Source organism: Bacillus sp. JZ39 (genome assembly GCF_053903145.1).
In genome coordinates this window covers 575,857-602,369 of the sequence record NZ_CP096389.1, presented here as the reverse complement: position 1 = coordinate 602,369, position 26,513 = coordinate 575,857, and the positions used below count along the sequence as shown (strand labels likewise).

At 42.7% G+C, this 26,513-nt stretch carries 29 protein-coding genes and 1 riboswitch; of the genes, 14 read left to right on the top strand and 15 right to left on the bottom strand.

What is annotated here, in order from left to right; genetic code table 11:
- Positions 1-13 precede the first annotated feature (13 nt).
- Entirely contained in the window at positions 14-346 is a 333-nt protein-coding gene (locus M1D65_RS03135; protein ID WP_021481624.1) for a PTS lactose/cellobiose transporter subunit IIA, read from the bottom strand.
- Complete coding sequence (locus M1D65_RS03130; RefSeq protein WP_014112863.1) at positions 346-657, bottom strand: PTS sugar transporter subunit IIB; 312 nt, start codon at positions 655-657, stop codon at positions 346-348. The genes M1D65_RS03135 and M1D65_RS03130 overlap by 1 nt, the downstream gene beginning before the upstream one ends.
- A gap of 176 nt (positions 658-833) precedes the next feature.
- Positions 834-933: riboswitch (purine riboswitch) on the top strand.
- Positions 934-988: 55 nt separating this feature from the next.
- Here M1D65_RS03130 and pbuE point away from each other — a divergent pair.
- Positions 989-2,155 carry a purine transporter PbuE gene (gene pbuE / locus M1D65_RS03125; RefSeq protein ID WP_003234105.1) on the top strand — a complete coding sequence of 389 codons (1,167 nt, stop codon included), beginning with the start codon at positions 989-991 and terminating at the stop codon, positions 2,153-2,155.
- A 15-nt stretch (positions 2,156-2,170) separates the two neighbouring features.
- On the opposite strand, the gene M1D65_RS03120 is transcribed toward pbuE, so the two are convergent.
- Positions 2,171-2,788: a YdhK family protein gene (locus M1D65_RS03120; protein WP_080474531.1), complete on the bottom strand. Its 618-nt coding sequence runs from the start codon at positions 2,786-2,788 to the stop codon at positions 2,171-2,173.
- Positions 2,789-2,930: 142 nt separating this feature from the next.
- Positions 2,931-3,908, bottom strand: a complete 978-nt coding sequence (locus M1D65_RS03115; protein ID WP_021481627.1) for an HD domain-containing protein — start codon at positions 3,906-3,908, stop codon at positions 2,931-2,933.
- Positions 3,909-3,990: 82 nt separating this feature from the next.
- Between M1D65_RS03115 and M1D65_RS03110 the strand changes: the two genes are divergently transcribed.
- Complete coding sequence (locus tag M1D65_RS03110; RefSeq protein WP_080474526.1) at positions 3,991-4,473, top strand: GNAT family N-acetyltransferase; 483 nt, start codon at positions 3,991-3,993, stop codon at positions 4,471-4,473.
- 18 nt (positions 4,474-4,491) lie between these two features.
- Positions 4,492-4,986: a YdhH/YoaO family protein gene (locus tag M1D65_RS03105; protein WP_064672004.1), complete on the top strand. Its 495-nt coding sequence runs from the start codon at positions 4,492-4,494 to the stop codon at positions 4,984-4,986.
- A 75-nt stretch (positions 4,987-5,061) separates the two neighbouring features.
- On the opposite strand, the gene fra is transcribed toward M1D65_RS03105, so the two are convergent.
- A complete protein-coding gene (gene fra, locus M1D65_RS03100; protein ID WP_064672003.1) occupies positions 5,062-5,433 on the bottom strand; it encodes an iron chaperone frataxin in 372 nt (123 codons plus the stop codon).
- Between the two features lie 358 nt (positions 5,434-5,791).
- Between fra and phoB the strand changes: the two genes are divergently transcribed.
- Positions 5,792-7,180 (top strand): alkaline phosphatase PhoB, encoded by a 1,389-nt coding sequence (gene phoB, locus M1D65_RS03095; RefSeq protein WP_017695992.1) that lies wholly within the window; start codon positions 5,792-5,794, stop codon positions 7,178-7,180.
- A gap of 65 nt (positions 7,181-7,245) precedes the next feature.
- Positions 7,246-7,956 (top strand): membrane lipoprotein lipid attachment site-containing protein, encoded by a 711-nt coding sequence (locus M1D65_RS03090; RefSeq protein WP_064672001.1) that lies wholly within the window; start codon positions 7,246-7,248, stop codon positions 7,954-7,956.
- 39 nt (positions 7,957-7,995) lie between these two features.
- Here the strand turns inward: M1D65_RS03090 and M1D65_RS03085 are convergent, their stop codons facing one another.
- The 3 genes from M1D65_RS03085 to M1D65_RS03075 form a co-directional block, all read right to left on the bottom strand.
- Entirely contained in the window at positions 7,996-9,183 is a 1,188-nt protein-coding gene (locus M1D65_RS03085) for a macrolide family glycosyltransferase (protein ID WP_003234124.1), read from the bottom strand.
- 161 nt (positions 9,184-9,344) lie between these two features.
- Entirely contained in the window at positions 9,345-10,607 is a 1,263-nt protein-coding gene (locus M1D65_RS03080) for a glycoside hydrolase family 18 protein (RefSeq protein WP_064672000.1), read from the bottom strand.
- Between the two features lie 126 nt (positions 10,608-10,733).
- Positions 10,734-11,408 (bottom strand): GntR family transcriptional regulator, encoded by a 675-nt coding sequence (locus M1D65_RS03075; RefSeq protein ID WP_038828168.1) that lies wholly within the window; start codon positions 11,406-11,408, stop codon positions 10,734-10,736.
- Between the two features lie 248 nt (positions 11,409-11,656).
- Here M1D65_RS03075 and M1D65_RS03070 point away from each other — a divergent pair, with 248 nt between their 5' ends.
- A complete protein-coding gene (locus M1D65_RS03070; RefSeq protein WP_015252701.1) occupies positions 11,657-12,394 on the top strand; it encodes a sulfite exporter TauE/SafE family protein in 738 nt (245 codons plus the stop codon).
- A 35-nt stretch (positions 12,395-12,429) separates the two neighbouring features.
- Here M1D65_RS03070 and M1D65_RS03065 read toward each other — a convergent pair whose 3' ends face one another.
- Complete coding sequence (locus M1D65_RS03065; RefSeq protein ID WP_014475975.1) at positions 12,430-13,638, bottom strand: MFS transporter; 1,209 nt, start codon at positions 13,636-13,638, stop codon at positions 12,430-12,432.
- Between the two features lie 310 nt (positions 13,639-13,948).
- Here M1D65_RS03065 and M1D65_RS03060 point away from each other — a divergent pair, with 310 nt between their 5' ends.
- The gene (locus tag M1D65_RS03060; protein WP_015252703.1) at positions 13,949-14,443 is read left to right on the top strand and encodes a MarR family transcriptional regulator; all 495 of its coding nucleotides are present in this window, start codon (positions 13,949-13,951) and stop codon (positions 14,441-14,443) included.
- A gap of 15 nt (positions 14,444-14,458) precedes the next feature.
- Positions 14,459-15,088, top strand: coding sequence for a nitroreductase family protein (locus tag M1D65_RS03055; RefSeq protein WP_069703796.1), 630 nt, complete (start codon positions 14,459-14,461; stop codon positions 15,086-15,088).
- Between the two features lie 131 nt (positions 15,089-15,219).
- Here M1D65_RS03055 and M1D65_RS03050 read toward each other — a convergent pair whose 3' ends face one another.
- Together M1D65_RS03050 and M1D65_RS03045 are read right to left on the bottom strand one after the other, a co-directional pair.
- Positions 15,220-17,892, bottom strand: coding sequence for an MMPL family transporter (locus tag M1D65_RS03050; RefSeq protein ID WP_032727125.1), 2,673 nt, complete (start codon positions 17,890-17,892; stop codon positions 15,220-15,222).
- The gene (locus M1D65_RS03045) at positions 17,889-18,347 is read right to left on the bottom strand and encodes a MarR family transcriptional regulator (RefSeq protein ID WP_021481637.1); all 459 of its coding nucleotides are present in this window, start codon (positions 18,345-18,347) and stop codon (positions 17,889-17,891) included. The genes M1D65_RS03050 and M1D65_RS03045 overlap by 4 nt, the downstream gene beginning before the upstream one ends.
- 168 nt (positions 18,348-18,515) lie before the next feature.
- Between M1D65_RS03045 and dinB the strand changes: the two genes are divergently transcribed.
- The 3 genes from dinB (at position 18,516) to vmlR (ending at position 22,548) form a co-directional block, all read left to right on the top strand.
- The gene (gene dinB / locus M1D65_RS03040) at positions 18,516-19,034 is read left to right on the top strand and encodes a damage-inducible protein DinB (protein ID WP_456270762.1); all 519 of its coding nucleotides are present in this window, start codon (positions 18,516-18,518) and stop codon (positions 19,032-19,034) included.
- Between the two features lie 171 nt (positions 19,035-19,205).
- Complete coding sequence (locus M1D65_RS03035; RefSeq protein ID WP_014475969.1) at positions 19,206-20,582, top strand: amino acid permease; 1,377 nt, start codon at positions 19,206-19,208, stop codon at positions 20,580-20,582.
- A 319-nt stretch (positions 20,583-20,901) separates the two neighbouring features.
- Positions 20,902-22,548 carry an ABC-F type ribosomal protection protein VmlR gene (gene vmlR, locus M1D65_RS03030; RefSeq protein WP_101501904.1) on the top strand — a complete coding sequence of 549 codons (1,647 nt, stop codon included), beginning with the start codon at positions 20,902-20,904 and terminating at the stop codon, positions 22,546-22,548.
- A 160-nt stretch (positions 22,549-22,708) separates the two neighbouring features.
- On the opposite strand, the gene M1D65_RS03025 is transcribed toward vmlR, so the two are convergent.
- The 3 genes from M1D65_RS03025 to M1D65_RS03015 form a co-directional block, all read right to left on the bottom strand.
- On the bottom strand, positions 22,709-23,182 hold the full coding sequence (locus tag M1D65_RS03025) for a GNAT family N-acetyltransferase (protein WP_077671252.1): 474 nt from the start codon (positions 23,180-23,182) through the stop codon (positions 22,709-22,711).
- Positions 23,183-23,344: 162 nt separating this feature from the next.
- Positions 23,345-23,689: a DoxX family protein gene (locus M1D65_RS03020; protein WP_077671253.1), complete on the bottom strand. Its 345-nt coding sequence runs from the start codon at positions 23,687-23,689 to the stop codon at positions 23,345-23,347.
- Positions 23,686-24,285, bottom strand: a complete 600-nt coding sequence (locus M1D65_RS03015) for a TetR/AcrR family transcriptional regulator (protein WP_015382890.1) — start codon at positions 24,283-24,285, stop codon at positions 23,686-23,688. The genes M1D65_RS03020 and M1D65_RS03015 overlap by 4 nt, the downstream gene beginning before the upstream one ends.
- 356 nt (positions 24,286-24,641) lie before the next feature.
- Between M1D65_RS03015 and M1D65_RS03010 the strand changes: the two genes are divergently transcribed.
- Genes M1D65_RS03010 through cotP form a run of 3 tightly spaced genes read left to right on the top strand, consistent with a single transcriptional unit; the run spans position 24,642 to position 25,614 of the window.
- The gene (locus tag M1D65_RS03010) at positions 24,642-24,914 is read left to right on the top strand and encodes a spore germination protein (RefSeq protein WP_038827544.1); all 273 of its coding nucleotides are present in this window, start codon (positions 24,642-24,644) and stop codon (positions 24,912-24,914) included.
- 13 nt (positions 24,915-24,927) lie between these two features.
- Positions 24,928-25,170 (top strand): spore germination protein, encoded by a 243-nt coding sequence (locus tag M1D65_RS03005; protein WP_014475957.1) that lies wholly within the window; start codon positions 24,928-24,930, stop codon positions 25,168-25,170.
- A gap of 12 nt (positions 25,171-25,182) precedes the next feature.
- Complete coding sequence (cotP, locus tag M1D65_RS03000) at positions 25,183-25,614, top strand: spore coat protein CotP (protein WP_021481645.1); 432 nt, start codon at positions 25,183-25,185, stop codon at positions 25,612-25,614.
- Between the two features lie 14 nt (positions 25,615-25,628).
- On the opposite strand, the gene M1D65_RS02995 is transcribed toward cotP, so the two are convergent.
- Entirely contained in the window at positions 25,629-26,336 is a 708-nt protein-coding gene (locus M1D65_RS02995; RefSeq protein ID WP_014478990.1) for a DUF421 domain-containing protein, read from the bottom strand.
- Positions 26,337-26,513: the final 177 nt, after the last annotated feature.

Genomic DNA, 26,513 nt, shown 5'->3' with positions numbered 1-26,513 from the left:
CCACCCCGATTATTTATAGATTCTTGGTTTTAAAGAGATCAAGCATCTCTTTCACTAATTCTTTCATGGATAATGTTGACATCAGATGATCCTCTGCATGCATAAGCAGCAATGAGAAAGCTTGTGCTTCTCCGCCGGATTCCTTCTGTATCATTTGAAAGTGAATGTCATGGGCCGCGGATAAATCCTGCTCAGCCTTGGCAATGAGGGCATCCGCCTCATCCTTGTTCCCTTCTTTGTAGGCGCGCAGTGATTGTATGATGCAGCTGCGGGCATTGCCGCTGTGCAGGATAAGCTGAAAACTGATTTGTTCGTCTGTTAAGTTCGTGATTTTCACCTGTTCCATTATTGATTCTCCATTAAGGACAATGCCTGCTCATACGCTTTTTTCCCATCTGCCATTCCGTAGGCCATCATGTCAATGACTTCAACCCGAATGTTGTATTGATCCGCTTCTTTTTGGAGTTCGCTTTTCAGAAAGCTCATTTGCGGACCGATCAAAACGGCATCCGCTTTTCTCATGTCTTCTTTTGCTTTATCCTGGCCAACAGCCCAAATCTCTGCTTCCTCACCGATAGACTGTGCGTATTCCTTCATTTTTGTCACCAATAAACTGGTAGACATTCCTGAGCTGCACGCGAGTAATATTTTTTTCAACTGCTATCCCCCCTTGTGATTAAAACGCTTACATGGATTATTATAGTCATTTATTTTTAAATGTCTATACTTTTATAAAATAAATATAATCATACACTTGTCCGGTTCATCACTTTGTAAATTTTTCTATGGAAGATTCATTCATAATGTGGTACACTCATCAACGGAAACGAATCAATTAAATAGCTATTATCACTTGTATAACCTCAATAATATGGTTTGAGGGTGTCTACCAGGAACCGTAAAATCCTGATTACAAAATTTGTTTATGACATTTTTTGTAATCAGGATTTTTTTTATTTATCAAAACATTTAAGTAAAGGAGTTTGTTATGAATTTCAAAGTTTTCCTGCTTGCAGCTTCTACGATTGCAGTCGGATTGGTTGAGTTAATTGTGGGGGGGATTCTTCCTCAGATCGCAAATGATTTAGACATTTCCATTGTTTCAGCCGGACAGCTGATCAGTGTGTTTGCGCTGGGATATGCAGTATCTGGGCCGCTGCTTTTGGCATTGACTGCGAAGATTGAGCGGAAGCGCTTATATCTAATTGCTTTATTTGTTTTCTTCCTTAGCAATCTTGTCGCCTATTTCAGCCCTAATTTCGCCACATTGATGGTATCTAGGGTATTGGCAGCAATGAGTACAGGGCTGATTGTTGTGCTTTCTTTAACAATTGCCCCGAAAATTGTAGCGCCTGAATACAGAGCCCGCGCAATCGGAATTATTTTTATGGGTTTCAGCTCTGCTATCGCATTAGGCGTGCCGCTCGGAATCTTAATCAGCGATTCCTTCGGGTGGCGGATTTTGTTCCTTGGCATCGGCCTGTTGGCGCTGATCTCCATGCTGATTATTTCAATTTTCTTTGAAAGAATACCGGCGGAGAAAATGATTCCTTTCCGGGAACAGCTCAAGACGATCGGTAATCTGAAAATCGCGAGTTCACACCTCGTCACGATGTTTACATTAGCTGGCCACTACACGCTTTACGCTTACTTTGCACCGTTTTTAGAAGAGACTCTTCACCTGAGCTCTTTCTGGGTCAGCATTTGTTATTTCCTTTTCGGGATATCTGCTGTATGCGGAGGCCCTTTCGGAGGAGCGCTATCTGACCGGCTTGGTTCCTTTAAGAGCATTTTGCTGGTGACGGGTTCCTTTGCCATCATTATGTTCTTACTGCCGCTGTCTACATCGTCTATGATTTTCTTTTTGCCTGTCATGGTGATTTGGGGTCTTCTGAGCTGGAGCCTCGCCCCGGCTCAGCAAAGCTATTTAATTGAAATTGCACCTGATTCGTCTGACATTCAGCAAAGCTTTAACACGTCGGCCCTCCAAGTCGGAATTGCCCTTGGCTCAGCCATTGGCGGTGTTGTTTTGGATCAGACGGGTACTGTAGTGTCAACAGCATGGTGCGGCGGGTCAATTGTGATCATCGCTGTCCTGTTTGCTTTCATTTCTTTAACAAGACCTGTTCAAACAGCAAAAAAATCCTCCTTGTAAAAGGAGGATTTTTTATTATTTAGCTGAAAGCTCATCTTCTGTGACCCATTTGTGGTTTTTCACTTTTTCGCCGCTCGTTGTCGATGTATAGTCAACCATGTATACAGTTGTTTTTTCTGCCGAGTCGATCTCGGCTGTTGCTCCTTTCATGCCTTTCATATGAGAAGCCTCTAAAATCACCTGATCTCCGGGCTGTAACGTTTTATCTCCAGCATCTTTGATTTCTTCTTGGATCACCCATTTGTGATGATCCACACGCTGTCCCCCATTAGTCGGAGTATAAGAAACAACATACGCCGTTGTATCATAGGCGCCTGTTACCGTAGCTTCGGCACCTTTCATGCCTTTCATATGGGAAGTATTGATGGTTACCTGGCTGCCTACTTTGTATTTCGGATTTTTAGATTCCTGTAATCCCTCTGGAACGTCAGCTGATCCAGAATGGTCCATCTCTTCATGTGTTGAGGAGTCTGAATGATTGTCATGTGTGCTTTGTTTCGTACTGTTGTTATTGCCGCATGCTGATAAAACTAAAACAAGAGATAACATCAGAATTCCCAGTGCATTTTTAGAGATTTTCATGTTCATTCTCCTTTGCTTCATTTTTTTCCTGTAACTTTTGCCCGAAGACAATGAAAACATGCCCTCTCGATAATACTATACCCCCGAATGGTATGTAAATACGCTGATATTCTCATAAAGCGTTCCCGCAGTTTGTCCTATTCCCCTTTGTTTGCAAAGCCAAACATGAAAAAAGGCCGCTGTCAGGCGGCATTTACTGATTTAAGATTTTTATATACACACCTTTTTTTGCTTTTTGATAAGCGGCCTCACCCATTTTCCTCACCTTTTCAGAAGCATCTGAGGATTTGATCCATTCGCCATCAAGAAAAATGGATGGATCGATTAGGCGCATTTTCTTCTTTTGATGGAAATCGTACTGGATGTCATCTTCTATTACTTGTATGCCGGGATGAATAGATGTAAGCAAGCTCAGGACTTCTTCATTTTTTGATGCACGCAGGATGTTCAGTACCTCTTGGTCCGTTTTCAGGAGGTCCTCTGCGGATATGACATCATGCCGCAGCGCTGCCTTCAATGCTCGCGCTAAATATTCATATCCATATACATTCACAGGATTCAAAAAGAAATCAATCACTTCCTTGTAGTACACACTGACAAACCATTCGGCAGCTTCAATACTATCAGGAAACATCCTTCCGTTTCTCACAATAAGATGATCCAAAAAGGTTTGCGCTTCGTGCAGGCTAATGTGTCCATATCGGTACATATCACGCAGCGTATAGTCTGTCCGATCAGCACACAGCTCCGGTGCGGGCTGTTCGAGCAATGTCCACCTTGAATCGTCAGATAAAAGTTCTTCAGTATGATAGCCGTGTTTTTGTAAAATGTCCGGGATTTCAGAGTGAACAATGACTTGTTGAAAGATGTTTTCATGATAGTCTTCTGCTTGATTTTCAAAGACAACGTCGACCACATGAGAAAAAGCTGTGTGTGATACGTCGTGGAGCAGACCCGCAATCTGTTCTTCTATCGTTCCTCCGAGCTTTTTGATGAGGAGCATTACGCCGATGGAGTGCTCATACCTGGTCACATTCCACCTTCGATTGACTAAAAAGCTTGCTCCGCCTTGATAGATCCCTTTTAATCTTTGCACAGGAGCGCTTTTGATAAGCTCTTCCAGTACTCCATCTATATGGTGGTGCCCGTAAATAACATCGCTGATTTCCATGCCGTCACCTCAATATCTATTTTTTTTGTTATATATTGTTTATATTGATAGTACATATGCAATCTTTCAATAGAGGAGTGTTATGATGATCATCATCCCAAACAATGAGATAGCGAAACATATGTTGACCGATTTTTTTGCCAAGCAATGGGGTACACCCGAGATGGTGATTTCCAGCGGCATTTTTCGGTGTGATGAATTAGATGGATTTGCCGCAGTAAATGAAAGCGGCGAAATCATTGGCTGTATTACATACTTGATAGATGGGAAAGATTGTGAAATTATTTCATTAGATAGTATGATTGAAAATAAAGGAATCGGCACAGCTTTACTTCAGCAGGTTGAAGAGACGGCTAAATATGCACATTGTCAACGAATAAAGCTTATCACAACGAATGATAATGTAGATGCGATGGCGTTTTATCAAAAGAGAGGCTATCAATTCGCTGCAGTGTTTCCGAACGCAGTTGAAAAAGCACGCCGACTCAAGCCGGAGATTCCCGAGGTGGCTGAAAACGACATTTTGATTCGGGATGAAATTCTATTTTCGAAGGTAATTGATTAAACGAATAGGAGTCTTTTTATGTCCAGTCATTATAAATACCCTCTCATTTTCACGGCATTCCTATTAATCGCTTTCTGCTTGATCTTTTTTTCCTATCACCTGATTCATCATGTTCGTTTGGAGTATCCGAATTGGCAGGGAGAAAGCAAAGACCAGAATTGGGAAGCTGTTTTCAAAAAAAATGAAGATGCACCGAATGAATACAGCAGCAAACTTTATTGGATCGGTGATACAATTGAAATAGACAACACTTATTTGGACCTGATTGTAAAAAAGGATGATGAAATTCTGCTGAGTTCTGACACGGAAATCCCGATGCATGATTATGCTGGAGGCACTTTTTCTGATGGAAGCGCAAAAGAAAAGTCCGTTTCTTTTTTAGAGCGGTTAGATGAACATGAGCTTGAAGGCCATGATATTACGATTGAAGTGAAATGGAAACAAGGTAATCATTATTCTGCGAGCCAGCTTACGCTCAATGAAAAGACCTTGTTTGAAGAAAAGCAGCAATAGATGATCAAAACGAAAAATAGACAAATGAAAAGGTGTAACATATTTTATACAGCTCATATGTTATGCCTTTTTCCTTCATTTTCGCCAAAAAGTGGAGCAGTCTGCCTTATCCCGAATATTAAACTCAATCATTTTCTCAAGTAGCGTGTAATCAACTGGACCGTTCCAAGGGATACGTATCAGCTGCTCGGTGTAGTCATATCCTGCCTTCACAATATCATCCTCTACGTGCGCTATCGTTACTTTTTCAGGAGCGACAGCTAAATGCTTTTTAGAAACACTAAAGCCAATAATAAATGTACCGTGATCCGTAAACATCGGTTGGTTCCATTTTATTTCTGTATGTAAATTTGGATATTTATTTTTTATCCAAGTTAACACCTCTTCCGTTCTTTCTCGGTGGAACGGGTCATCAATCCCCGCTAAATACTCAGAAAAAACGTCCATGTTGTTCCCTCCTAAAATAAAATGATGCCACTCCATATGAACTGCTCAGACATGTGCTTACACAATACCTCTTCCAACATAATACTTAATTGTTCAAGATGTAAGCGGGTTGTTTCTATGCGACTATAGCAGATTTCAGTCCGCCTATCCACGGCCATTATCTATTCCTCCAATTTATTTCTTTAGTACTATCACTCTTTCCTTCTAAAACTTCTCATAAAAGAATAACCATTATTTAAGGGTGCCAGTTCATTATTCTTGTAAATCCAATCTTTAAAATCCATTAATACTAGCTTAACAGTTTAAAAATATAATTGGGTTGTCATTGAGATTCATCTATATTTAGGAGGTTATCCAGTTGAAAAAATTCCCGAAGAAATTACTGCCTATCGCGGTTTTATCATCAATTGCGTTCAGCAGCTTAGCCAGCGGCAGTGTGCCTGAAGCCAGCGCCCAGGAAAAGAAAAAGGGGAACCACGACGAAATTAAGAATGTTATTGTTCTGATTGGTGATGGTATGGGTGTGTCTTATACGTCTGCTTATCGATACTTAAAGGATAATAAAAAGACAAAAGTTGTGGAGCCTACGGCTTTTGATCAGTATCTTGTCGGCCAGCAAACAACTTACCCCGATGATCCTGAACAAAATGTAACGGATTCTGCAGCGGCGGCAACGGCTATGTCTGCGGGAATTAAAACATACAATAATGCCATAGCGGTGGATAACGACGGATCAGAAGCCAAAACGGTGCTTGAAGCTGCGAAAGAAAAAGGAAAAGCAACAGGACTTGTGGCCACTTCAGAAATTACACACGCCACTCCGGCCTCTTTCGGTTCACACGACCACAGCCGAAAAAATATGAACTCAATTGCGGATGATTATTTTGATGAGATGGTCAACGGCAAGCACAAAATTGATGTCCTTCTAGGCGGAGGAAAGAGCAATTTTGACCGTAAGGACCGTAATTTGATCAAGGAATTCAAAAAAGCGGGATACAGCTATGTGGATAACCGCAAGGACATGCTGAAAAACAAAGACAGCCAAGTTCTTGGCCTATTCGCTGACGGCGGCCTGCCTAAAAAGATTGACCGGACGAAGGATGTTCCATCACTTAAAGACATGACAAACACAGCCATAAAAAAATTAAACAAGGATAAAGACGGATTCTTCCTCATGGTGGAAGGCAGCCAAATTGACTGGGCGGGCCATGACAATGATATCGTCGGCGCCATGAGCGAGATGGAAGACTTCGAACAAGCTTATAAGGCGGCTATTGATTTCGCTAAAAAAGACAAGCACACATTGGTTGTCGCAACGGCTGACCACTCAACCGGCGGATATTCCATCGGTGCGGACGGCATCTACAATTGGTTCAGTGAACCCATTAAAGCCGCAAAGCGCACACCAGACTTTATGGCAGAAAAGATCGCTGACGGCGCGGATGTTGAAAAAACGTTGAAAACATATATCGATCAAAAAAAATTGGCTTTAACAAAAGCCGAAATTCAATCTGTTGAAGAAGCGGCAAAATCGAAGGAAGTACTGGATATCGATAACGCAATCGAGAACATCTTTAACAAACGCTCTCACACTGGATGGACAACAGGCGGACATACCGGTGAAGATGTTCCCGTCTATGCATACGGTCCGTCTAGTGAGACATTTGCCGGCCAAATCGACAATACAGAAATCGCCAAAAATGTCTTCAAGGCTTTACAATACAACATTAAGATTAACGATAAGTAAAAGAATACAAGGTGTCCCGTTGCTTGTATGAAGTAACGGGATCTCTTTTTAATGGAGGAATCATCATGAGAAGAATTCTTTCAATTTTCGTTTTTGCTATCATGCTTGCGGGCTGCTCATCAAACGCCAGTACTGAAAAACAGCATGCAGGCGGGGAGAAAACAGTAAAAGCTGAGCCGCAAAGCACTTCATCCCAGAAGGACAGCACAGATAATTATCAGCCTAATTCCCAGGTAACTGATGACCGGTCATTGCTTAAGGTCGGCCAAACGTTTTCAGATGATAAAGGAAAAGCTGTCTTAAAAGATATCAAACAAGTGAACAAAACCTATAAGATTGGCGACGTGGAGTTAACAGTAAAAGAAATGAAGCTGATCCACTTGCGCCCGGACTACAGCATGATTGATTACTTTCATGAGTTAACACACGATGAAGAGTTTGATTTTGTTAAGGTTTTCGTTGATATCAAGAACACCTCTTCAAAAAAAGTAAATGTTGCGCCGATTGCATTGATGAAAACAAATACGGGCGAAACCTTTGATTGGAACAAAGATATTTATCTTGAAGAGTTAAACGGTGAATTGGAAGGCGGGGCCGAAAAGTCCGGAAATCTCGGCTTTATTGTGAACGCATCAAGCGGCCATGCTCATGATAAGGCCGCGGATGCGGAGAAGAAAACAAAAGAGATCAAGTGGATCGAAATCACGACAAGTGACGTCTTTGACCATAACCATAAGAAAACCAGTGATGCTCAAAAAATCAAAATCAAGTTTTAAATGAAGAACTCCCCGTACAAGGTACGGGAGTTCTTTTTCTTATTTGTTTTTTTGGCGAATCAACTCATCAATCCGCTCCATCACTTCTTCCATGTCCATACATTCTTTGAAGCTTTGATTGATTTTTTTAATGCCTGCCGTATACTGATCGTTGCGCAAAACCTCATCTACGGCCTGTTTTAATATTTGGGCATTGACTTCATCTTTAGAGATGACATAGCCTGCATGGAGTTCAGAGAGACGCTGCGCCACCATCGGCTGATCCTTGTCATGAGGCATGACAACCAGTGGCACGCTGAAATGAATCCCTTCGTTTACGCTGTTCATTCCGCCGTGTGTAATGAAAACATCCGATTGCTCCAGCACTTCCAGCTGAGGGACATACGGAGCAATGATAAAGTTTTCCGGCGCCTGCTTTAATTTGGTCAGGTCCGCTTTTTCTCCGGCAGCGATGACGACTTTTCCGTTAAAGCCTGAAAATGCATCAATACAAAGGTTGAAGAAATCCTCTGTATGATCCAGTACAGTCCCCATTGAAATATAAATGACCTTCTCATCTTTTAGCTGTTCAATCGGGAAATCTGTTTTTTCCGCTCTCTTTGGAAAGCTCGGCCCGATAAACAGACATTCATCCCCGAAACGATCACTTTCTGGCTGAAAATAACGGCTTGTATACACTACGTTCAATTCCCCTTTATTGTTCATGAATTGAACCAGGTTTTTCGGGGCAACACCGTACGTTTCTTTCATTTTTGCCAAAAGATCTTCGCACTCTTGATCCAATTCAAGCGGCGCTCCAGACTCCGGATGCAGCGGCAGGATTTTCAGGTGCTCCTCGCCAAACAGGAAAGACGCCGATGAAGAGACCCCTGGAATATCTAAGTAATCCCTCACCAATTCCCCCGCGCCGAATTTATCATAATAAACAAAATCAAATTGAATGCTCTTAGATAAGTCTTTGACAATCTGTAAAATGTCCAATGACGTTTTGATATGGATTTTCACGAAATCAAGAATGCCATTGGGCGAACCGACATGAATAGGTGTCGTTCGCAGCAGATCCCGGTGAAGATGGACCGTTGCTCCCGCTGCTTCTAATCGTTTTTTATATTTTTCAGTGGATATATAATGGACATCATATCCCTTATCGGAAAACGCTTTTGTAATGCCTAAAGTAGGATTCACATGGCCTTCCGCAGGAAAATTCAAAATCAATACTGTCTTCATGTAGACAACTCCCTCTCAAATCGTATTCTGACTCTTTGTTTGATCAGACTACTACTAATCGTAAAATGGGAACACAACCCATGCAAGGTACAAATGAATGAACTATTCTGCTGCTCTGGACTTAATCAAAAAAAAAGACACCCCAGCTGTGGTGTCTTTTTTTATACTTTTCTGATCGTAAAAAATTTCCGCAGAAGCCATGGGCCCGGTGTAAAGCCCAGCGTTAACTGCCAAGCGCCAATAGCCTGCAATCTGTATTCACGGACGATCTGCATCTTCCGGCTCATGCTTCTGACATCCTCAAACCATACCTCATGCGTCCGTCCCTGCTGATCACTGTACCGGAAAAACGGTGATTGATATTCGGCTGAATATTGTATCGGAGCTTGGTACCTCATCGCTCTTTCGATTGCGTTTTGATTTGAAATCGCTGAAGCAACTGTGCCCGGCTGGTACGGTATGATCCAGTCGTACCCGTAGAGCGGGACTCCGATAATGATTTTTCTGCTCGGCACCTGCGCAATCGTAAACTCAATGGTTCTCCTTATTTCAGTAATCGGCGCTACAGGACCCGGCTCACTTCCGGCATGATGCCAATCATAAGCCATGATAAACATATAATTGACAACCGCTCCTATCCCCCCGTAATCGTAGCCCCTCAGCCATGGGATATTATCACTTGTTTTTGCAGGAACAGCTATCGTCAGCACATACCCTCCCGCCTGAAGTCGATCTCTCAGCTGGCGTAAAAATCCAGTGAAAAGATCGCGATCCGCGGCGCTCACCTGCTCAAAATCGATTGTGACACCGCCATATCCCCTTGTGGAAACTAAGTCATAAATGTTGTTGACCAGATTGGTTCTCGCTGTCGGATTGTTTAGCACTTGGTGAACAATCTCCGTACTGAAGCCTCCTGATGTAAGGTTCGTTATTGTTGCCAGCGGCGTGACTCGTCTTTGCCAAGTTGTCTCAATAGCGGCCGCATCATTCAATTGGTTTGCAATGTCGCCGTTCGGTGCAATATGGTATTCGAAAATTGAAATCGAAGACGAGTATGGCGCATAATCATTGATTAATTCTCGATCGAGGTCTGGGTTTCGGAGCACATAAAAACTTAACGTTCCCGCAATGTAATTTGAGATCGAAGGAATCGTTATTTTTGCTCCCGCTTGTAAAGCATTTGGGTTGATGCCCGGATTGGCGGCTCGCAGTCGCTCTAATGGCACAAACGCTTTGGCTGCAATGGCGGTAAGCGTATCTCCAGGCTGGACTGTATATACATAAAGAGGGATAAGCAGAGCCTGCCCCGGCACGATATTCGTTTCATCTAAACCATTCACACCCCGTATTTGATCAACAGAAGCACCGTATCTTCTGCCTATCGAAAACAAAGAATCACCAGGCCCGACGATATGGATAAACATGTTTAACCCCCATTATTCGTTAGTCAAACCATCATAAAATCTTATTAACGGGGCCTCTTAGATATGTGGTGAATACATAAAAAAATACCAAGGGTTCTGCTCCCCCTTGGTACCGGATCATAGAAATCAATTCTCTTTACCTTCTTCAAGCACATGCTTCAAATGCTCACAGTCATGATTGAAATGAGCCAGTACATGTTGTTTGGCTGCTTCTTTGTTTTTCTTTTTCACTTCTTCAAATATCCTGCGGTGCTCACTCAGTATCGTTTCTGCACGGTGGTCGCCGGTATAATTAAGGATTCTGCAAAAATGAATCAGATCATTTACATGCTCAAGCAAATTTTTCAAATGTCTGTTATGGCTGAAATCAACCAGCAGCTCATGAAATTTTTGGTTTAAACGAATGATTTCCGTATCTTCCGTGCCGTTGTGAATCGCCTTCTCTGTTTCTTCAAGCTGTTTTTGGAGTATGGTCAGCTCTTCTTCGTCCGCTTCATCTATGACTAATTCGACTGCCAGCTGCTCCAGCGGAATTCTGATTTTATAAATCTCATCTACATCTTTTGCCGTTAATGACGTGATCGAAAACCCATTTCGGTCATCTGCTTTTAACAAACCATCTTTCTCAAGCAATCGCATGGCTTCCCTTATCGGAGAGCGGCTGACGCCAAAGCTTTTCGCCAGCTGTGTTTCGTTTATCCGTTCCCCAGGCTTAAAAGTCCCGTTAAAGATCATTTTTTTTAGCTGGTTATAAAATTGCAGGTAGTAGGGAGTCGGCTTATCTAATTTAAAATCGTCCATATATAATACCTCTTTTGAATATATTCAAGGGCTTTTCTTCATCAAAATCATATAACAGATGGTAATGGGAAGCAACAAACTGCCTTGTCAGATCCCTGAATTTGAGGTACGATATGTTTGCTGAACGACGGTCGACGGACTACTGGCAACTGAAAAAACGTCGTGTTTTTCTTCGTCAATAGGACACCATACCTCCGCCAGAATAGCGCACGTTTACATTTTTATATCTTTTCAATGGAGGAAAAAATATGCTCATTATTCTTGTTATGTTTCTTCTAGGAATTATTTTAGGTTTTATTGGCGCCGGTGGAGCCGGCTTTGTCATTGCCCTTTTAACGCTTCTTTTCCATATCCCGATTCATACGGCTTTAGGCACTTCACTTGCCGGCATGGCTTTTACAAGCTTATCAGGGGCATACAGCCACTATCGCGAGGGCAACATTCAAATGAAAATCGGCTTAATAGTCGGAGGCTTTGCTGCAGTTGGCTCATTTTTCGGCGCCAAGCTGACATCTTTTATTCCGGCTGATTTGCTTCATTATTTGACGGCTGGAATGTTATTTTTATCAGCAATTCTCATTTTAATCAGATTATTTATTTTAAAAGAGAAGGCTCAAGTGAATCAAAGCACTCTTTCAACGTATACGAGAGCGGTCATCTTAGGAATTGTAGCCGGCGTTCTTTCCGGCACATTCGGCATTGGGTCGGCACCTTTTATTCAAATTGGTTTAATGATTATGCTGAATCTGTCCATTCGCCATTCTGTCGGAACGACGATGCTTGTGATCATCCCTCTGGCTGTAGGTGGAGGCATCGGATATATCACAGAAGGTTTTGTTGATTACGTTTTGCTTGTCAAAGTTCTGGTAGGGACAATGTGCGGTGCCTATGTAGGCGCGAAATTCACCAACCTCATGCCAAAGGTGGTTTTGAAATCAGCCATCTTTTTGACTCCGGCGATTGCAGGCCTGCTGTTGTTATTCTAAATAAAACAAAAAACCTGACGTCATGTCAGGTTTTTTTATGAATTCTGCCCTACTCGTTCTTTCGTTAATCCAAAAAACGCCAGTGAGCCGATGACAGCTGTTACAAACATGATGGCTCCCATCGGAACGGCTGTTGTCTCATTAATGCCTACAAGCGGTGACACGATTGAACCGAGGAGCAGCGGGAGCATCCCAAGCAGCGCACTTGCACTTCCGGCGCGGTGCCCCTGCTTTTCCATGGCCAAGGTAAACGTGCTGGTCAGAACCATGCCGATCGTAATCATGTAAATGAAAATGGATATGACTAATGTAGCAAGAGGACCGTGAATCATGGTCATGGTTAATAGCACAGCCGTCGCAATCATAGCCGTAATGACCGCTATACGAAGCAGGCTTTTTTCATGAATGATTCCGCCAAAGCGTCCGATGATAAAGCTGCCCGATATAATCGCCAGCCCGTTAATGCCAAAAAGAATACTAAATACCTGCGGAGACACCCCGTAGATATCCTGGTATACAAAAGGCGTACCAGACACATATGCAAAGCTTCCCCCGTGAATAAATCCGACAGTTAACGCGTACCCCATAAAGGACCGATCCTTCAGCAGGCTGCCCATCGTTTTGACGGATGTTCCGATTGAGCTTGGAATCCGTTTTTCCGGCGGAAGCGTTTCTTTTAACCTCAATGCAATCAGAAGAACTAGTAAAAATCCGATGATCATGAGAACGTGAAAAATTGTATGCCACGTTGCGAACGGCAAAAGCAAAATGGCACCGCCTGTCATAGGCGCAACCATTGGCGCCACCGCGGTAATAACCATTAACAGCGAGAAAAATTTAGAAAGCTCTCTTCCGGTAAACACATCGCGGACGATTGCGCGAGACAGCACAAGCCCTGCAGAAGCAGTGAAGCCCTGTAAAAAACGCGCAGCCACTAAAGTTGTTATATTGGGCGACAGTGCACAAAACAGAGAAGATAACGCAAATAAAAAGATACAGATTAATAGCGGTTTTCGTCTTCCCTGCGCATCGCTGACCGGCCCGACAATCAGCTGGCCGATCGTAAGCCCGACCAGACAGGCTGTTAAACTTAACTGAACAAGTGAAGCACTTGCTGATAAATCTTCCGCGATTTCAGGAAAACTTGGCAAATACATATCTATATTAAGCGGGCCCAATATAGCAAGCATGCCGAGCAGAAACGCTAGTGCCAAGCGTTCTTTTCCAGTTGGATTGTGCAGCATGTTATCAAACCTTCCCTTCAACCTAGTCCCTTATATAATGGATGTCAGCTCCAACTATGGATTGAAGCTGTGAAACATTTGTATATTGTATCATAACTTTCAGCCTGTGAAAGCCGCTTGAGCATGGGCTCGGCAAAGTGATATTCCGAACACCTATAAATGGGAATGATGCAGGGAATCATCGTGACCAGCATCATCTGAAGAAGCGGCCAGCTTTTTATCTAAGTTCTAGCCTAGCGAATTTTATACGCTGGGAGGTTTTTCTAGAGTGCAAATGGCTTGCAAGATGAAATCAATCGTTGTATATTAATTGACGTGTCAATCATTGATATATCAATTAATAGTTTTGACAGGAAAGAAGGGATGGGTTTTGGCGTCATTTTGTTCAGAGGAAGCCGAGATTTTATATCAGCTGCAAGGCGTGAACAAGGTGATTGGCGTGAAGTTCGAGGCATGCACGGGCATCAGCCAATCTCGTTTGGAATTGCTGACATTGCTTTATCATGCAGATGAGATCAGTCAAAGCGACCTTCAAAAGAAAGTAAATATCGATAGCGCAGCCGTTACCAGACACCTGAAACAGCTGGAAGCCAAAGGCATGGTATCAAGGCGGCGCAAGCCTGAGGACAACCGCATCACCCTTGTTCGGTTAACAGACCAAGGAAGAGAGCGAATTGAGTCTTCTAAGAAGGAAAAGGAGCGTTTCATGAAGGAAATGCTCGCAAATGTAAGCGCAGAAGAACGCCGCCTGCTCATTGATGTGCTGGCGCGCATGCGAAACAATATAAATAATATCGAAGCTTAAGAGGAGTGTATCAACATGATCAAAACAAACGATTTTATGGAAATTATGAAAGGCCGCCGTTCGATTCGCAACTATGATCCGGCAGTAAAAATCAGCAAAGAAGAAATGACAGAGATCTTAGAGGAAGCAACAACTGCCCCATCTTCTGTTAACGCGCAGCCATGGCGTTTTCTTATCATTGACAGCCCGGAAGGAAAAGAAAAGCTCGCACCGCTTGCCAGCTTTAACCAAACACAGGTCACAACATCATCTGCTGTCATCGCTGTATTTGCAGACATGAACAATGCAGACTACTTAGAAGAAATCTATTCAAAAGCCGTGGAACTTGGTTACATGCCGCAGGAGGTCAAAGACAGACAAATCGCTGCGCTGACCGCACATTTTGAAAAGCTTCCGGCACAGGTCAACCGTGAAACGATCCTGATTGACGGAGGTCTCGTTTCCATGCAGCTGATGCTGACTGCACGCGCGCATGGCTACGATACAAACCCGATCGGCGGATACGATAAAGAAAACATCGCGGAAACCTTCGGATTAGATAAAGAACGTTATGTACCGGTTATGCTACTTTCTATCGGAAAAGCAGCAGACGAAGGCTATGCTTCCTACCGTCTGCCGATTGATACAATTGCAGAATGGAAATAAAACAAAGAGCCCGGGAATGTTTTCCGGGCTCTTTGTTTTTAAGTACAGCCGCCGTTTGATCGTCTGACCTTTTTTGGGTAACACGTCTAAAGTTAGTCGTTTAGTCATGAAAAAAGAGTGATGACCATTCATCACTCTTCTCTCGAATATTCTTTTCCTTTCTTCCTGCCGAACGGCCACCAGTTTCCTTCTCCAAAGGTTGCAATGATTGCCGGGATGAAGAGCGGAAGTATGACAAGGCCGTAAAGCAAGAGCCCGATGATGATAACACTTGCCACCTGCATCAGTGTATTGACACCTGAAGGCATCATCGCCGCGAACGTACCGGCCAATATAATGGCAGCTGTAATAATGACAGATCCCATTTTGCTCATTGACCTGACGACACCTTGCTCAATGCCAAGGTGCACCTCTTCCTTAAATCGATCCAGCAAGAAGATCGAATAATCTACCCCTAACGCGATCAAGATGACAAAGCTGAAGAATGGCACTGCCCAGCTGACACCCGCGTTTCCTAAGCCGTTTACAAAAATTAATTCTGTTATGGATATCGACGTATAGTACGTCAGCAGCAATGACGCGATCATATAAATCGGCATGATCATTGAGCGGAACAAAATGGTTAACACGATAAACAGGCCTATAATCATAATCACCATTGTTCTGGAGAAGTCCGTTGTGGACAGCTCCTTTAAGTCCGCATTCATACTCGTGACCCCGCCGTATACGATCTGTGCATCCTCCAAAGGAGTGCCGTCAACTTCGTTTGCGACAGCTTTTTTGATTTGGTTTATTGTCGTAATAGCTTGTTCTGAGTACGGATTTGAATCCAGAACGACACTTAATTGAACACCTTTGCCGTCTGCAAAGGAATACTGGTCAATTGACTTCTTAAAGTCTTTGTCCTTCATTACTTGATCAGGAATGAATATGCCTGTATCTCTTACAGTTGGACTTTTGCTCATGTCCTCTAACATATCACTGGAAGCTGTAATACCGTCAGAGACTTTCGTCAGGCCCTGATTTGCGCTCCTCACGCCTTCGGACAGCTTCTTCAGGCTTTCTGTCAGCGTTCCGGCTTGTGCCTGCTGGCCTGAGAGCTGCTGGTTCGCTTGTTCAAGACCGGTTTGAATCTGGCCAAGCTGTCCGCTGATTGCCGTAAGCTGCTGCACGGTCTGTGCGGTATTGCCGGTTTGGGAAATCTGTTTGCTCACGAGCTGCAGCTGCTGATTGATTTTGCCCAAGCCATCTGCCGCATCGCCCAGTGAACCGCCAGACCCTCCATTTGAGGCCGAGCCGGTTTGCCCTGCCATTTGATTCAGTCCGTTTTCTATATCCGTTAATCCGCTTTGGACATCGGCAATCCCTTTCACCGTCTTATCCAGCCCGTCTGAAACCGATCCTAGCTGGTTATCAATATATAAATCTTTGATTTTTTCACCAGTCGGCTGCGTAATGGTCATAACAGAGTCAACATGATCAACTTTCTCGATCGCTTTGCTGATATTTCCTAGATAAGGGATTGTATCAGCTGTTGTAAGATCTTTGTCTCCTTTTACGACAACATTGATCGGGAACGCTTTTCCTTCCCCGAATCCATCCTTAATGGCCTCGAGAGCTTTTATAGATTTATAATCGCTGCTGATTTCCGCAGTTGAGTCGAATGAAATCTGGTCATCATAGGTCAAGATGAACGGAAGCGTAATCACCACCGTGATGACAATGAACAGAAACGGACGCGCAACGGAGTGTCTGCCGAGAAACGCCCATAGTTTGTTATCACTATGTGACAGCACTTTCTTAGAAGGCCAGAATAATTTTTCACCCAGCGTCACCATAAATAATGGCAGCAGTGTGTAGAGGATGATCATTAAAATTCCCACACCGACTGCTACCCCTACTGCGGATTGGAAAATCGCAAACTTCGCAAATCCTAAGGCGGAAAATCCGATTAATACCGCGAATCCGCTGATAAATAAGGTTTTTCCCCCTGTGCGGTAAGCGATAAGCGCCGCTTCTTTTTTATCATGCCCGTTTGCCAATTCTTCACGGAATCGTGTAAGAAGCAGTATGCAGTAATCTGTTCCAATGCCGAACAGGATCGCGACTAAGAAGGTTTGCGTAAACGTCGAGATTGGAAAATCAACATTGTATACAAGGATGCCCAGTATGGATTGACTGATCAGATAAGAAAAACCGACAACCACAATCGGGATAAAAGGCGTCACAACAGATCGGAACACGATCAACAGTAAACCGATGATCAGGCAGACTGTAATCACTTCCGTTTTCTTAAGCCCTTCCTCTGAGCTGTGAGCGAAATCCTGGTTGATAAGGGAAGCTCCTGTAATATATGCGGTCAAATCATCAGGAACGATTTGATAAATCTCGTCCGCAATTTTTTCCGCCTTTTTATCAGAACCTGTAATCGTGACAGGCATGAGAACGGTTTTCTTGTCTTTCGACATCAACTGGTCTTTGACTTCTTTTTCCGCTGACAGAGGAGATGTTACCTCTTCTACACCGTCGATCTTTTTAATTTTATCGATCATTATCCGAAGCTGATTCTCTGTTTCTTTCTTTAGAGCATGGTCTAATGTAAAGACGACACTGATCGAATTATTGTCTTCTCCCGCTTGTTTTAAAATGGCGTTTGCTCTTTCTGAAACGGCATCAGCGGGAAGCTGGGCCTGCCCCTTTTGATTGGCCAGCTCCGTTAAGTTCGGAGAAAACAAACTCAAAACGACGGTAAGTGCTAATACTATGGCTGCAATTGCCCACTTGAATTTGATGATTGCTCTCATTCGGCAGAATCTCCTCCTTTAAATTTGCTTTTTAAAATGGTGAATATCTCGATGATGGAATGTAAGTGTTCCTCATCTATATCATCGATCAGCGGTTTGAGCGCGTTAAAGATGGCAGAATCTAATTCTTCTAGTATGTGTTCACCACTGGGTGTAATGTTAATAAGCTTAGAGCGCCTATCACTTTTTTCCGGACAGTCGCCCCATTGAACCAATCCCTTTTCGAGCAGCTTTTTCAGTCTGTTAGAGATCGCGCTCTTATGTACATTTTGGTACATGGCCAGGCTGCCGGGAGATGTTGGGCCCTTGACTTTTAAAATTTTCAACAGGTCTGCCTGTTCCCTTGAGATATGCTTGAAGACATCCTGATTGATTTCACGATGCACAAATTCTGTCCCTTCAAGCAGGACTTCCACAAACAGGTTTATCGCCTGACATAGCTTTTGTTCATTCAATATCTTCCCCTCCTCATTATAGTTTACCCCGCTAAACTTTATGTTCAATGTCAATTAGTTTATTCCCCTAAACTATATATGTCAACAAATTTTATTCACGAGCACTCTACATAAGAACGCACGTTCGTGTATAATGGAAGCTATACACACGAAAGGGGGAATTTTAACATGTCAGATTTGGCATTCAAATTGTATGAATATAACGTCTGGGCCAATCAACAAATATTCAACCGATTAAAAGAGCTTCCAAAAGAGGTATACCATCAAGAAATTCAAAGCGTGTTTCCGTCAATATCCCATGTATTGTCTCATGTTTATCTTTCTGATCTCGGCTGGATTGAAGTGTTTTCCGGCAATAACTTGAGCGATGCTTTGGCTTTAGCTGAACAGCTTAAAGAACAGACAGAGGCTAAAGAAATAGAGGAAATGGAAGACCTTTTTCTGAGGTTATCCGAGCGCTATATACTATTTTTACAGCAAAAAGAACAGCTCAATAAGCCACTCCAGATTCAAAATCCCTCAAGCGGAATCATGAAAACAACTGTTTCCGAACTGCTTCCCCACGTTGTCAACCACGGGACATACCACCGCGGCAATATCACAGCAATGCTGCGGCAGGCAGGCTACGCATCCGCACCGACAGATTACGGGCTCTACCTGTTTATGAAAAAAACTGAAAAAGCATAAAAAAGCGGCTCCCTAAATGGAGCCGCTTTTTTCGGGAAATAGTCCAAATCACATTAAAATTCTTTTCATCAATCCTTTTTTAGTAAAAAAGATAGAAATTTTAGTGTTATAATAATCATTAAAAATAGATTGCTGACTCAATAAACAATTTTCAATGGAGGAACACATAAAGTGACAGACGACATGACGAAAGACAATATAAATCAGCAAACGTTGCAGAGAGGCTTGAAAAACAGGCATATCCAGCTCATCGCCATCGGCGGAGCCATTGGGACAGGCTTATTTCTCGGCTCGGGCAAATCGATTCATTTTGCCGGACCTTCGATTTTATTTGCTTATATGATCACAGGGATCATTTGCTTTTTAATTATGAGATCGCTGGGTGAACTGCTGTTATCAAACTTGAACTATCACTCTTTTGTGGATTTTGTACAAGACTACCTAGGCGATATGGCAGCATTTATCACCGGCTGGACATATTGGTTCTGCTGGATTTCCATTGCGATGGCTGATCTGACAGCAGTCGGGCTCTACACTCAATATTGGCTCCCGGGTGTGCCGCAATGGGTGCCTGGCTTAATCGCTCTAATTATTTTACTGATTATGAACCTGGCGACAGTCAAGCTGTTTGGAGAATTAGAATTTTGGTTTGCTTTGATTAAAGTCATTGCCATTTTGGCGTTAATCGTCATTGGCCTTGTGATGATTTTCAAAGGCTTTTCCACAAGCTCAGGAGTGTCCAGCTTCACAAATCTCTGGAGCCACGGAGGCCTGTTCCCGAATGGCATGCACGGGTTTATCCTCTCGTTCCAGATGGTTGTGTTTGCTTTTGTCGGCATTGAGCTTGTCGGGCTTACAGCCGGTGAAACAGAAAACCCTGAAAAAGTAATCCCTAAGGCGATCAACAATATCCCTGTCCGTGTGCTGCTTTTTTATATCGGGGCTCTTCTCGTGATTATGAGCATCTATCCTTGGGATGTCATCAATCCCAGCGAAAGCCCATTCGTACAAGTATTTGTCGCTGTTGGCATCGTCGGGGCTGCAAGTATTATCAACTTTGTTGTGTTGACATCCGCTGCTTCAGCATGCAACAGCGCTGTATTCAGTACAAGCCGTATGGTCTATTCCCTGGCGAAAGATCACAATGCGCCTGAGTCAATGGCGAAACTGACTCAGCGTAAAGTGCCTAGAAATGCTTTATTCTTTTCGGCTATCGTGATTTTAATAGGTGTTACGTTAAACTACATCATGCCAGAAGGCGTATTCACCCTGATCACAAGCATTTCAACCGTATGCTTTATCTACATTTGGGGGATTACGGTCATCTGCCATATGAAATACCGCAAAACAAGACCTGAATTAGCGAAAACAAACAAGTTTAAGCTTCCGCTTTATCCGTTTACAAATTACCTGATTCTTGCGTTCCTGGCGTTTGTTCTGGTTGTGCTGGCACTGGCACAGGACACTCGTGTTTCCTTATTTGTCACACCGGTTTGGTTTATTTTGCTGATTGTGATTTATAAAGTGAGAAAAGCGAAGCATCAATAACACTCGAAACTCCTGCCTCAAAAATGAGAGCAGGGGTTTTTTTGATGAAAATGACCTTTGCTTTTGAATTTGAAGATATGCTATAGTGTTTGTAATCAAAACAAGAAGGGATGATGGGTGGACAATGATTAACTAATCTTATTTTTACCGTTTGAAATCAATATTTCAAATCAAAAAATAGGATTAGTCTGCCCATTTTCTATATATACGACACTGCTATTTATAAAAAATAGCTTATTTGATCATGCACAGGCACGGCTAATCCTTCCAACACATTTGGGAGGATTTTTTTATTCTCCCTTTAAAGCGAGGGATATGGATGAAAGAGATCGTAACATTAACAAACGTTAGCTATGAAGTAAAGGATCAAACTGTTTTTAAACATGTAAACGCCAGTGTTCAGCAAGGAGATATCATTGGGATTATCGGAAAAAACGGCGCTGGGAAATCTACGTTGCTGCACCTCATTCACAATGACTTAGCCCCTGCACAGGGTCAAATCCTTCGGAAGGATATAAAACTGGCTTTGGTTGAACAGGAAACCGCGGCGTATTCCTTTGCGGATCAGACACCTGCCGAAAAGAAGTTACTGGAGAAATGGCATGTGCCTCTTCGTGATTTTCATCAGTTAAGCGGCGGTGAAAAACTGAAAGCGCGGCTGGCGAAAGGACTATCAGAGGATGCAGATCTGCTGCTGTTAGATGAACCGACAAACCATCTTGATGAAAAAAGCTTGCAATTTCTCATCCAACATCTGAAACATTATAGCGGCACTGTGATTCTCGTTTCTCACGATCGATATTTTTTAGACGAAGCCGCAACAAAAATATGGTCGCTTGAGAATCAGACGCTGATTGAATTCAAAGGGAATTACTCCGGGTATATGAAGTTCCGGGAGAAGAAAAGACTCACCCAGCAGCGTGAATATGAAAAGCAGCAAAAAATGGTTGAACGGATTGAAGCACAAATGAATGAGCTCGCTTCTTGGTCGGAAAAAGCCCATGCTCAATCGACGAAAAAGGAAGGGTTTAAAGAATATCACCGGGTAAAAGCGAAGCGTACGGATGCCCAGATAAAATCCAAGCAGAAGCGGCTTGAAAAAGAGCTGGAAAAAGCAAAGGCGGAACCCGTTACCCCAGAATATACAGTCCGCTTTTCAATCGATACAACCCACAAAACAGGAAAACGTTTTTTAGAAGTTCAGAATGTAACAAAAGCGTTTGGAGAAAGGACCCTCTTTAAAAACGCAAACTTTACGATTCAGCACGGCGAAAAGGTTGCGATCATAGGCCCCAATGGCAGCGGAAAAACGACATTGCTGAATATCATTCTTGGACAGGAAACAGCAGGAGGAAGCGTATGGGTGTCGCCGTCCGCAAACATCGGCTATTTAACGCAGGAGGTGTTTGATTTGCCTTTAGAACAAACACCGGAAGAGTTATTTGAGAATGAAACATTCAAAGCAAGGGGGCACGTTCAAAATCTGATGAGGCACTTAGGTTTTACAGCCGCCCAATGGACTGAACCGATCAAGCATATGAGTATGGGTGAGCGTGTAAAGATCAAGCTGATGGCCTATATTCTGGAGGAAAAAGACGTGCTGATTTTAGATGAGCCGACAAACCATCTCGACCTGCCGTCACGCGAACAGCTGGAAGAAACACTGTCACAATACAGCGGCACATTGCTGGCGGTTTCACATGACCGATACTTTCTCGAAAAAACAACAAACAGTAAACTCGTCATCTCAAACAACGGCATCGAAAAGCAGTTAAATGACGCCGCTCCTTCAGAAAGAAATGAGCGGGAAGAGCTTCGCTTAAAGCTTGAGACAGAAAGACAAGAAGTGCTGGGAAAACTCAGTTTTATGACGCCAAATGATAAAGGGTATAAGGAGCTTGATCAGGCTTTCAATGAGCTTACGAAACGAATAAAAGAGCTGGATCATCAAGACAAAAAAGACTGAGGGAGAAAGTTCAAGCGGCATTGAAAAGGACAACAGCTGTTGTCCTTTTTCTTTATATGTTCAAGCCTTCCAATGACATTAATGTTTCTAATGATGACTTATAGTACCCTGCCACTGCTTCCAGATAGGCATGTTGTGTTTGGGTAACGTAAGCAACTTTTCAGCACAGCTGTTTCCGCATACGAATATTGGTCATGGCATAGCCCATCTTCTGATAAAGATAGACGGCTGTCTCGTTGTGTGCAAACACATGAAGGGCCAGCCTTTCCGCACCAAGCTCTCTTGCTTTTTCATCAAGCGTTTGAAGCGCCAATTGAGCAAGTCCTTTTCCGCGAAAGGCTTCATACAATCCAAAGGAATAGATAAACGCTTCCTTTTGCGGATGAAACGGATCAGCATACAGCCAGAGCCAGCCCATTCTTTCTCCTTTGTCATTTGTGATGTTCCAAAAATAATGATTGCTGCTGTCTCGCCCATTCGGAATCATGTTCTCATATGCCTGCTCCGATTTCTCAAATGCCTCTTTTTCCGTCCAAGTTCCTGACGTTGTGTTTTGTTTCGCATAATTTTGCACGGACATCCCGCGAAAGGTTTCGAACTCTTCCTCAGTCATGTCTTCCAAAGTGAATGCCATCCTGTATTCCTCCTTTATAAAAAAAGCCCAGCTGATGCCGGACGAATAATGCAGAAATGGATCTCTATTTTAATGATTCAGTTAATTCCTGGACTTTCTATTATTCGATAAGAAAAGGAGATTTCCTGCAAATGGGCTTGTTCTTAAACATTAGTGTAAAGCTTACGTGTAACTCCCCATGATGATCATGATAGAAACAATCAAACAGATCATCGCTGGTATCGCCATGATGACCGATTGTCTTGCTCGAAACATATGCGCATGAATGGCTCCCGTCATGAGAACGACAAACAGAACACCTGCTCCAATCGCTGCATACCGATTCCAAATTCCCGCTGTCATAGCAAGTGCCCCGGCTATTTCAAGAATGCCGGTAACAGTCAGAAACCATAATGGATATTGATAATGCCGCCAATGCTCAACTTGAAAGGGAACACGGCTTACCTTTATGATGCCTCCCGCAAACATAAAAACTGCCAAACTGACTTTCATCATAATAGATATCATCTTACGTCATTCCCTTTCGGAAGCATCCCGTATATTAAAAGATTCACAACCTCTGCTGCGAGGCTTGCCGGATCTTTGATTCCGGTTAACAAAAATGAATCGGTTAAATGTTCAATCATGCCGACCAAACACTCAGCGACAGTTTCCATATCCAGTTCAGAGTGAAAATAGCCAAGCCGCTGTTCTGCTTCTAAGTTCTCTTTCAAAACCATCGCCAAGTCTTTTTTCATTTGTTTTGCTTCCGGGTTGAGAAAAAAGCCGATCTTGGTTAAATCCTTGTCCTCAGCCAAAAATTGAAAAACAGTCTCGACAGCTAGCAGTACCCGTTTTGATACATCCTCCGTGTTTAATCCGTTTTCCAGAAGAAGTGACTCTGTCAGCTTTCTGACTCGAGAGTGAAAATCGGTTATTAACTCGGCAAAGATGGCTTCTTTGCTTTGAAAGTACAGGTAAAATGAAGGCTGCGTGAACCCAGCTTTTTTCACAATTTCACTTACCTTCGCGTCATGGAATCCCCGAATCGAAAATTCATTAGCGGCAGCTTTGAGTAACCGTTTCCGGCTTTCTTCTCCTTTACGTCCTTTTTTGCTTTTCAACGAGGACCACCCCCAAAAATAATACTCGAAAGTAATGTTACTCACGAGTATTATTTCATGGCATTAGCTTCATTGTCAATGATTTCAAACTGATCCTGTTTGCCAGCTTCCTTTATAAAAGGGTCTCATGTATTTCGAATAACTGAATCAATTCATTGATTACTATATTCAATGGCTTTTCATTCAACTGATAAGTATTTGCCAAATAGATTGACATTCAGGCTGTGACAAACTTTATTCTTTTTTCTAACGAGCATCACTCCAGGGCCAGATAGAGTTTTGCCCGCAAATGCAAGGAACAATTGGGTGCAGCAACGCATAATGTACTGTACAGAATGATGGAAGGGTGTGATGGGATGCCGTCTACAATAATCAACCTATATTATTTAAAGATCAACAGCATTTCGGGCAATGGTTCAATTACAATAGGTGAAGCCGCGCATAACAGCCATACCGCAAATAATAAATCTCAAGGGATCAACTCCTCTTTCGGTGATACATCACCTGCAGAATCAATCATGGAAAACTTCTTAAATGATCCTGATGTCAACGATCAGACAGAACTCGGAAACTCTGATAATACCACTATGAATGCTCCTCAGCTTCCAGTACCGCCAATTTTAGATTAAAAGGAGTTTCGCTATGCCATACCAAATTAACATCGCAAATATTAAGGTGAACGGCGTCACACAAAACGGAAATATTGATGTCGGTCCAACCGTACACAACAGCCATACAGCGAACAGCAAATACTTTGGGGCAAACTTTTCTCTAGGGGATTTTTCGCCTTCTTCTTCTCTTTTAAATACTGGGAACCTCGATACTGATATCAGTGATCAAGACCAAATTGGAAACCCTTCTGCACCGATTTCAAACCAAATTTAAGGAGGATCCTAGATGGATCTCGAAAAAATGAGAAAGTGGCTTGAGATTACAAATGAATATAAGCAAAATGACTTTTGGACAAATGTGCTCAAGTATAAAGCCCCGGAACAATTTTTTAATACCAACACCTATACGCTCGTTTACGACTTTTATCAAGATGAAGAAGATAATTTTATCATTGTGGAAATGCCCGGTGTGTATGAGGAAGAATTAACGATCCGCTTACTATCTAAAACCCAGCTGCTGATCAAAGGAACGATCACGCCTGTTTTTCCAGCCGAAATGGAAGTGCTGCGTGAACGGTATTACGGAGAAATTGAGCGAATCATTCAGCTTCCCGAGGCCACTGAATCTCATTTGTTACAGATTCAGCTGTTAAACGGGCTTCTGCACATTTCGTACCCAAGACAAGTTGAAACCATTGCGTTCAATAAGGGACTTTAAGATTGATTGTTCCTTCATTCCTTATCCATAGGGACTGATATATGGTCTTTATATTGATCCACATAAATATCCCCATTACCCAGCAGCACTGCGTACACGGTCTCTTTCACCTTTATGTCTCTTTTTCGCAATTCCTCCAAAAGCCAGGATTCCGTCAAACGATTCTGCTTTAAATTATTCTCAATGATTTCTCCGTCCATAATAAGCTCTATCGGAAGCCTGTGTTCTTGGTTTACCGCAATCATTAAATCCTGTTTGGTCACATGCCGGAATTGCGGTTTTCTTAACACAGTCAGCTGACCATTCGTTTCAAGAATGGCAAAAAGAACTTCTTCGATATTAAATATTTCTTTTTCCCGTAATTGCTGATTTAAATAATCAAGCGTGTAACGCATTTTCCTCATATTTGATTCAAGTATCTTCCCGTTTTGAATCAGCACTGTTGGATCTCCGGCAAAAAATTTCCTCAGCTTCCTGTTCTTTATTGACAGAAACGAAATTAGAAAAATGGTTAGCACAAAAATACTAAACGAAATGGCCATATTGTGCGGTTTTATTGAAGTATTGTAAGCTAATCCGGCAGCAATCGCCCCTAGTGTGATCGCCGCAATAAAATCAAAAATCGTCATTTGAGAAATTGTCTGTTTGCCTAAAATTCGTTCTGCGATTAACAGCAAGCCAAAGCTGGCAACCGTTCTAATGACAACTTCAAGTTCAATCATCTTATGGCGCTCCCCGCTTCCCAGATTGTTTCGGTCAAAAAACTCCTGCTGCTATCATTGTTTGGCTTAATATATCCATCTATACCCAAAATATTGTTTGGTTTAGGACAGAATGAAAAACTGCCTTTCGGATATATTAAATTGCGATTGGCCGAAGAAAAGCCAATCCCATGACAA